We start from the raw sequence: 8118 nt of genomic DNA, 5'->3' as shown, positions 1-8118 counted from the left end.
CACCGCCATCGGCATCGGCGGCGACCCGGTCATCGGCACCACCCACATCGACGCCATCAAGGCGTTCGAGGAGGACCCGGAGACCAAGGCGATCGTCATGATCGGCGAGATCGGCGGCGACGCCGAGGAGCGCGCGGCCGAGTACATCAAGGCCAACGTCTCGAAGCCGGTCTTCGGCTACGTCGCGGGCTTCACCGCCCCCGAGGGCAAGACCATGGGCCACGCCGGTGCCATCGTCTCCGGCTCCTCGGGCACGGCCGCCGCGAAGAAGGAGGCCCTCGAGGCCGCCGGCGTCAAGGTCGGCAAGACGCCGTCCGAGACGGCGAACCTCGCGCGCGAGGTCCTCGAGAAGCTCTGATCGATCGCTGCATCCTCGCGGCCCGCGAGGTGAGGCAATAAAGGAAAAGGGGCGGACCACTTTGGCCCGTCCCTTTCCGCATTTTCTCCTGCCGGTTTCGCGCCCTTCCTGCAACTATTACGGTGGGCTATTACGGTGGAAACGAATTAGTTGCGAAGGGTTAGCGAAGGAGACTCATGACGGATAATCACGGACAGCCCTCCCATCGCCGCTCCTCTGCGGACGAACCGGGGTTCCCGCAGTGGAACCAGACGCCCGATAACGCTCGCGGGGCACACGCGGCTTCGGAGCCGGCCGGCACGCCCGACGGCACCGGTGATGCGTTCGGCTCGGGATACGGTTCGGGCTCGACCTATGGATCCGGGTACGGCTCCGGTCCCGCCTCTGGCTACGGGTCCTCCGTGACGCCGCCGAGCGAGGCCCCGACCTCGACGTGGAACACGGGAGCTGCGGGGAGCTCGGCCTCGTCCGGTTCCGGCTACGGCAGCTCGCCATATGGTTCGCCCGGCTCGCACCGCGCCTCTTCTTCCGATGACGGCGGACGTCACTCCCAGCCCGGCGGCTTCGAGTCGGCGTCCTCGGTGAGCGGGTCCTCGGCGAACGAGTCTTCGGCGAGTGAGTCGAGCCCGTCGCAGCCCTCCGGCCCTGTGCCGGTACGCCCGGTGAGCTCGCCGTCGGCCTCTTCGGAATCCGCTTCGGCCGCGCCTTCCTCTTCGGCGTCCTCCCACGGTTTCGCGTCCGCCGGAGCAGCCGCCGCGAGCGGCTCCTCCACCTCGGACCCCCACGACACCTCTGTAACCGGATCTGCGGGCACCTCCGATTCCCATTCGGGTTCGCCCTTCGGCTCGAACTCCGATTCCGCGGGCACCGCCACGTCGACCTTCGCGGGCACGTCGGCCACGGACGCGGCGACGGGAACCTCGGCCACGGACGCCGCGACGGGCACCGGATTCTCCGGGAACACGGCGGATTCCGGCAGCTACGCCGCGGGCCTCGAGGGCGGCCACGCCGGGAGCCACTCCGCAAGCGGCTCCCTGGGCGATCAGCGCGGCGCCGGGTACGACGCCTCTGCCGCGACGAACGCAAACAGCGGCAGCTTCAACACCCCGGCCGACGCTCCCCAGGGCGCAGCGTCTTCGCCGCTGGCGAAGGTCGATCTCCGCCAGTGGCTCGCCACGGGCGGCGCCCTCGCGGCCGTGCTCACCTTCCTCTTCGGCTTCCTCACCTCGGCGGCCCAGGAGCAGGACGGCGTCTCGATGCTCGACTTCTCCGGCTTCGCCGACTACGCCTGGTTCCACGCGGCGTTCCTCGTCGCGGCGGTGCTCGGCGGTCTCTCGTTCCGTACCGCTTCGCTGCGTCTCCCGGCGTTCGCCATTGCGGTCGGTGCGTGGGTCACGTACCTCGTCACCAAGCTCGTCGGGACTGCGCCTTCGACCCCGGAAGAGAGCCTCTTCACGGTCTCGGCCAACTCCGAGTGGAAGGTCGGCGCGATCCTCTCGCTGATCTTCGGGCTCATCGCCGTCCTGGTACTCGCCGCCGGCGCGTTCCTCGGCGACGACGTGATGGAGAAGTTCAAGCAGCAGCAGGAGCAGCGCCGTCAGGACAAGGCGGCTCGGGCCGCGCAGCAGCAGGCCGCCCAGCAGCAGGCGGCGCAGGGACAGTTCGCCGGGCAGCCTGCGGGCGGCCAGGGCGCGCACGGCGCCCAGGGCTTCGGTGGCTACGGTTACGGCGGCGCGGACGGCGGACAGTCGGCCGGAGCGGCGAACTCGGGTGGCTTCCCGCAGTACGGCGGCGCGAGCGGGGGAGCGGGCTACGGCCAGAACCCGGCGCATTCGGGCGGCTTCCAGACCGGCTCCTACGGCCAGGGCGGCAGTGGCTCCTACGGCGCCGGCTCGTACGGCACCGAGGCCCAGGGCGGATACGGTCAGCAGTACGGCGGGAGCTACAGCCAGTCGTACGGGCAGGGCTCGACCCTTGGCTCGGTGCAGGGTTCGGCCTCGGGCCCGGCGCAGGGCTCGACCCCGGGCCACAGCTCCGGCTCCGAGTACGCCGCCGGGCAGAACCACACCCAGGGCTACCCGCAGGGCTACGGCGACGGATCGGCCCGCCCCGGCGGGCACGGCCAAGGGACGCAGGGCTTCGGCGGTTACGGCGGCTCCGCGAACGGCGAGGACGGCGGCTACCCCAGCCAGTACGGCGAGTACGGTCGCTGATCCCCGCCACAGCGACGTCCCGCCATCGCGCGGGCACCTGATCGGCACGCCGGTTCCCGGAACCGGCGTGCCGATCCGCATTTCGCGGGGCGGCGAATTTACGGTGGACTAGTGGAGCGTCAAGAACTGTTGCGAAAGATCGACCGCACCCCGGTACCGAGGTCCGCCACCGCCAGATTGGGCGGCGCGGCGCTCCTCCCCGTGGGCGTGACCCTGGCGCTGCTCCTCGCGTTCACTCTCATCGCACTTCTCGTGGGGCACCGCGATTTCGGTGAGACCCCGCACTTCGTCGCCGCGCTGTGGCTCGCGCTCAACCAGGCGCCGCTCGCCGCCGACGGCGTGGTGCTCGGGATGCTCCCGCTGCTGCCGACCCTCCTCTACGGGGCCGCGGTCGCGTGGCAGGTGCGCACTTCCTCGGCGCCGTACGCGAAGGCCGCCGCCGATTCCATCGGGGAGGCGCGCCCCGGCCTGCCCACGGAGGAGATGCAGAGCGCCGACCGGCAGGCGATGCTCACCACGGCGATCATGGTCACCGTGCCGGTGCTGGTCACGGCACTCGCCACGACCGTCCTCGACACTGCGGACATCGATTTCCCGGCGCGCGCCGATTCGATCGGCTCGGCGATCCTGTGGACCGCGATCATCAACTTGGCCTCCGTGATCGCCGGACTGTGGTGGGCACACGTCGGCTGGCTGCGACGTCGGATCCCGCCGTACATCGTCGCCGGTGTCCACATGGGCGTGGCCTTCGTCGCCGCGACTTGGGCGATCACCGGAATCGCGCTATGCATCTCGCTCATCGCCGGCTGGTCCGACCTCGGCATGCTCTTCGGCGCCGCGGACGGAGACGCGTGGGGACGAATCGCCGTGCTCCTCCTCTCCATCGGCTATCTGCCGAACCTCTTCGGCCTCGGCTCCGCGGCCGTGATCGGCGGGCAGGCGCACATCGGCGACGCCTCGGTGAGCGTCTTCTCCGTGAACCCCGGCGATCTCCCTGCGCTGCCCGTCCTCGCCGCGTGGCCCTCGGCCCACCCGAACTGGGCGTGGCAGGTCGCCCTCGTTCTCGCGGCATTGTCCGCGGTGCTCGTCGCGCGCTTGTCCGCCCGCTGGTTCGCGACCACCCGAGACGGCGTGCTCGCGTGTGTCGTCGCGGCCGCCACGGCGATCGCCGTGTTCCTCTGCAGCGAGTTCCTCGCAGGCGGCGAGGTCGGTCTGCTCGGCAACGCCGGCTACCCCCTGGGCATCGTGGCGCTCTACGCGGCCGCATGGATGGGGCTCCTCGGAGCGGCCACCATGGCGCTCTCGCTCGTGGGTGTCGCGCGCAAGCGCTCCGCCGCGGCCGAACGCATCGAGCGCCGGCGCGAGCGCGTCGCCGCCCGCAACGCCCGCTTCGGAAACCCCGCCCATGACGGCGGAGCTCCTCGTCGCACGGCCGCCGCGGCATCGACTGCCGCTGCAGGCGCCGCGGCCGCCGCCTCGGTCGGGGCCGGAGCCGGGGAATCCGAGGACGAGGACGAGGACAAGGGCAGCGTCGGCGTCGATCCCGGCGACAACACCGCCGGCGACACCACGGTCGATAACTCTGCTGCTATCGGGGAGGGTATGGGCGCCGACGCGGACACCACGACTGCTGCGGGCGGCGAGTACGCGGAAGACGCGGAGGACACCGAGGATGCCGCACCCGCTGCGGACGCATCCGGGGATCACGAGCACGCCGACGGCGATATGAGCGCTCCCGACTCTCCCGGTCTCCACGGTGGGACGGGCTTCGAGGACACCGCCGAGAACCCCGTGGTGCGGGAAGTCCCGAACTCCGGGACCCCGCACCCCGCGTCCCCACAACCTGCGAGCCGGAATTCCGAAGCCCAGGTCGCGGCCGACGATCCGGACACCGACGAGATCCCGCTCATCACCGAGGCGATGCTCGCCGAGGCCGAGGCGGCCGACGGCTGGGGCGAGGCCGGCGGCGATGTTCCGGTCGAGAACGACGACGAGACCCTGGCGGCGGACCCGGGTGCTGCGGACGCCTCCGCCACCGCGGAGACCGAGCGCCGGGACTGACCCGCGGGCCGGGGGACTAGGGTGTAAGGCGAACGGCCGTACGGCAGCGAAGGAGACCGCCCGCTCGTGAACGCACCGGAACCCACCCCCGATCAAGGCACTCCCATCGTGGTGCTGGCTTCCGGCGGGGGCACGCTCCTGCAGGCGATTCTCGATGCTTCCGCCAAGCTCCCCGGCCGCCCCTACCGGGTGGTCGGAGTGGTCACGGACCGCGAATGCCCCGCGAACGAACGGGCCCGAGCCGCGGGCATCCCCACCGAGGTCGTCGAGCTCGGCAACGCCGCCGCCCGCGAGGAATGGGACGCCTCCCTCACGGACGTCGTCACCTCGTTCGGCGCGGAGCTCATCGTCTCCGCGGGGTTCATGAAGATCCTGGGCCCGGCCTTCCTCGCCGTCTTCGGCGGCCGAACCATCAACACCCACCCAGCCCTGCTGCCGGCGTTTCCCGGCGCCCACGGCGTCCGCGACGCGCTGGCCTACGGCGTCAAGGTCACCGGCTGCACGGTGCACCTCGTCGATGCCGGCGTGGACACCGGGCCGATTCTCGCGCAGCGCGCCCTCGAGGTCTATGAGGGCGAACTGGAGAGTCAGCTACACGAGCGCATCAAGGCGCTCGAGCGGGACCTCATCGTGGCGACCATCGTGGGGGTGGCCACCGGCGGCGTCGATCTCGCCGCGGCCGCAAGGGGCGGCACCGCCGGGCGCGGGAGCGGATAGGCGACGCGGACGCGGACCTCCGCCGTCATACGCGGGGGAAAGAGCCCGGAGGCGCAAACCGGATCGACACAGACTTTCTCACCGACCGAACCGAGGAAAGACGAGACCACCGATGTCAGACTCTGCAAGCAGCTCCATCCCCGAGTCCACCGGCGACCCGCGCGGCGCCGAGACGACGCGCCCGATTCGCCGCGCGCTCGTGAGCGTCTACGACAAGACCGGGCTCGCCGAGCTCGCCAGGGCGCTCGGGGACGCCGGGATCGAGATCGTGTCCACCGGTTCGACCGCGAAGCAGATCGCCGAGGCCGGCGTCGCCGTGACCCCTGTGGAGAAGCTCACCGATTTCCCCGAGTGCCTCGAGGGGCGCGTCAAGACTCTTCACCCGCGCGTCCACGCCGGCATTCTCGCCGATTCGCGCAAGCCCGAGCACCTCGAGCAGATCGCCGAGCTCGGTGTCGAGCCGTTCGATCTCGTGGTGGTCAACCTCTACCCGTTCACCGAGACCGTGGCCTCGGGCGCCGGCTACGACGAGTGCGTCGAGCAGATCGACATCGGCGGTCCCTCAATGGTGCGCGCCGCCGCGAAGAACCACCCCTCGGTCGCCGTGGTCGTCTCGCCGGAGTCCTACGGCGCGGTCGCCGCGGCCGTGTCCGGCGGCGGGTTCACGCTCTCGCAGCGACGCGCTCTCGCCGCCGAGGCCTTCCGCCACACCGCCGCCTACGACACCGCGGTGGGCACGTGGATCACCGCCCAGACCACGGGCGATACGGTCTCGGGCGAGCCGTCGGAAGGCTCCGAGAACTCGGATGGCTCGGACGCCGCCTTCCCCGTGTGGATCGGGCAGTCGCTCGACCGAAAGGCCTCGCTGCGGTACGGGGAGAACCCGCACCAGAGCGCCGCGCTCTACACTGACGCAGCCGCGGCACCCGGTATCGCCCAGGCGACCCAGCTCCACGGCAAGGAGATGAGCTACAACAACTACGCCGATGGGGACGCCGCCTGGCGCGCGGCCTTCGACCAGTCGGAGCCGTGTGTCGCGATCATCAAGCACGCGAATCCGTGCGGCATCGCCATCGCCGGCGACATCGCCGCCGCCCACCGCGCCGCTCACGCCTGCGACCCGCTCTCCGCCTTCGGCGGTGTGATCGCTGCGAACCGCGAGGTCTCCGTGGAGATGGCGAAGCAAGTCGCCGAGATCTTCACCGAGGTGATCATCGCCCCGTCGTACGCCGAGGGAGCCGTCGAGGTGCTCCAGGGCAAGAAGAATATCCGCATCCTCACCGCGCCGGTGCCGGCCGAGACGATCGAGCGGAAGCAGATCTCCGGCGGTGCGCTCGTGCAGTCGCGCGACGTGCTCGACGCCCCGGGCGATGTCGCCTCGGGCTGGACCAAGGCATGCGGCCCCGATGTGCCCGAGGAGGTGCTCCGCGACCTCGAGTTCGCGTGGCGCGCCGGGCGCGCGGTCAAGTCCAACGCCATCGTGCTCGTGTCCGGTGGCGCGACTGTCGGCGTCGGCATGGGACAGGTCAATCGCGTCGACTCGGCGCGCCTCGCCGTCGAGCGCGCGGGGGATGAGCGGGCGGGCGGCGCCGTCGCCTCCTCGGACGCCTTCTTCCCGTTCGCCGATGGGCTCCAGGTGCTCATCGACGCCGGCGTCCGCGCAGTCGTCCAGCCAGGCGGTTCCGTTCGCGACCCGGAGGTCGTCGAGGCCGCGGAGAAGGCCGGGATCACGATGTACATGACCGGCTCGCGGCACTTCTTCCACTAGTCCGAACCGGTGTACCCGCAGAACCCGCAGTATCCCGGGCCGCACCAGTGGTCCGACTCGCGGACCGGCCAAGGCGTGCCGCTCCCGCCGATGCGCCCGATCGACCCACGCGCCACGCCGGGCCGTGGGGCGCAGGGGTGGGGACCGGCCGCGCAGCGCTGGGCCTCGCCACTGAGCGGCCGCTTCGCCGTCTTCGCCATCGCGAAGGTCACAGCGCTCGGCGTCGGGTTCATCGCCGTGTTGGTGCTCGCCGCGGTGGCCGTGAGCCTCGCCCGCGACTCGCCGCCGTCCGGGGTCGCGCTCGGGATCGTCATCCTCGCGGCCTCGTCGGTGGTGATGCTCCTCGGGCTCTGGGCGTTCGTCGCCGTCCCGCTCTGCGGATGCTGGGACCTGCTCGGCGCTCGTGCGCCCGAGAGATCGATGTGGAACCTGTTGTGGCAGATCCCCGCGCTACTCGTCGCGGCGCTCGTCATCGAGCTCGTTCTCGTCGCACCATTCCACGGCGCAGACGGCGAGCAGGGCGCAGGCGGCGGGGCATCGGACCTCGTCGCCGGGCAGTCGCTGCCCGTGGTCGCCATCGCGCTCGTCCTGATGTGTGGGCTCGTGCCCGTGTGGGAGGAGCTCGTCTTCCGCGGCCTCCTCTTCGGAGCCCTGCGCACTCGCTTCTCCCGCTGGGCGGCCGTGGCAATCGCAGGCTGCGCGTTCGGGGCTATCCACTTCTTGCCCACGGCGCTGCCGTACCTCGCCGTCATGGGCATGGGTCTGTGCCTGCTCGCCGAATGGTACCGCTCGATCGTCCCGGGCATCGTGGTCCATTCGGTGAACAACGCGATCGTGGTGATTCTCGTGTTGGGGAGTGTGTCCGCCGGGTAGCCTGGGGCCGTGACCAGCCACGTATCTGATATCTCGGACCCGGCGGCCTCTTCATCCGGGGGACCCGCACGCATCACCGCCCGCGCGCGGGCGAAGGCGGCGCGGCGGGACGAGCTCATCGCGGCGGC

General features: G+C 71.2%; 5 protein-coding genes and 1 pseudogene. All 6 read left to right on the top strand.

The window, feature by feature from the left end:
* Positions 1-358 (top strand): annotated as a pseudogene (locus V7E05_RS12915) (succinate--CoA ligase subunit alpha); the annotation flags it as partial.
* Positions 359-534: 176 nt separating this feature from the next.
* Positions 535-2571, top strand: coding sequence for a DUF5336 domain-containing protein (locus V7E05_RS12910; RefSeq protein WP_333620050.1), 2037 nt, complete (start codon positions 535-537; stop codon positions 2569-2571).
* A gap of 111 nt (positions 2572-2682) precedes the next feature.
* Complete coding sequence (locus V7E05_RS12905) at positions 2683-4632, top strand: cell division protein PerM (RefSeq protein ID WP_333620049.1); 1950 nt, start codon at positions 2683-2685, stop codon at positions 4630-4632.
* 66 nt (positions 4633-4698) lie between these two features.
* Positions 4699-5349 (top strand): phosphoribosylglycinamide formyltransferase, encoded by a 651-nt coding sequence (purN, locus tag V7E05_RS12900; protein ID WP_333620048.1) that lies wholly within the window; start codon positions 4699-4701, stop codon positions 5347-5349.
* 112 nt (positions 5350-5461) lie between these two features.
* The gene (gene purH / locus V7E05_RS12895; RefSeq protein WP_333620047.1) at positions 5462-7117 is read left to right on the top strand and encodes a bifunctional phosphoribosylaminoimidazolecarboxamide formyltransferase/IMP cyclohydrolase; all 1656 of its coding nucleotides are present in this window, start codon (positions 5462-5464) and stop codon (positions 7115-7117) included.
* A gap of 9 nt (positions 7118-7126) precedes the next feature.
* On the top strand, positions 7127-7990 hold the full coding sequence (locus V7E05_RS12890) for a CPBP family intramembrane glutamic endopeptidase (protein ID WP_333620046.1): 864 nt from the start codon (positions 7127-7129) through the stop codon (positions 7988-7990).
* The last annotated feature ends 128 nt before the right edge of the window (positions 7991-8118 follow it).

The sequence above is a fragment of the Dietzia sp. genome, assembly GCF_036741115.1.
In the GTDB taxonomy this organism is placed as follows: Bacteria; Actinomycetota; Actinomycetes; order Mycobacteriales; family Mycobacteriaceae; genus Dietzia.
The sequence above is the reverse complement of the archived record's forward strand: the minus strand, read 5'-3'. Positions and strand labels throughout refer to the sequence as shown.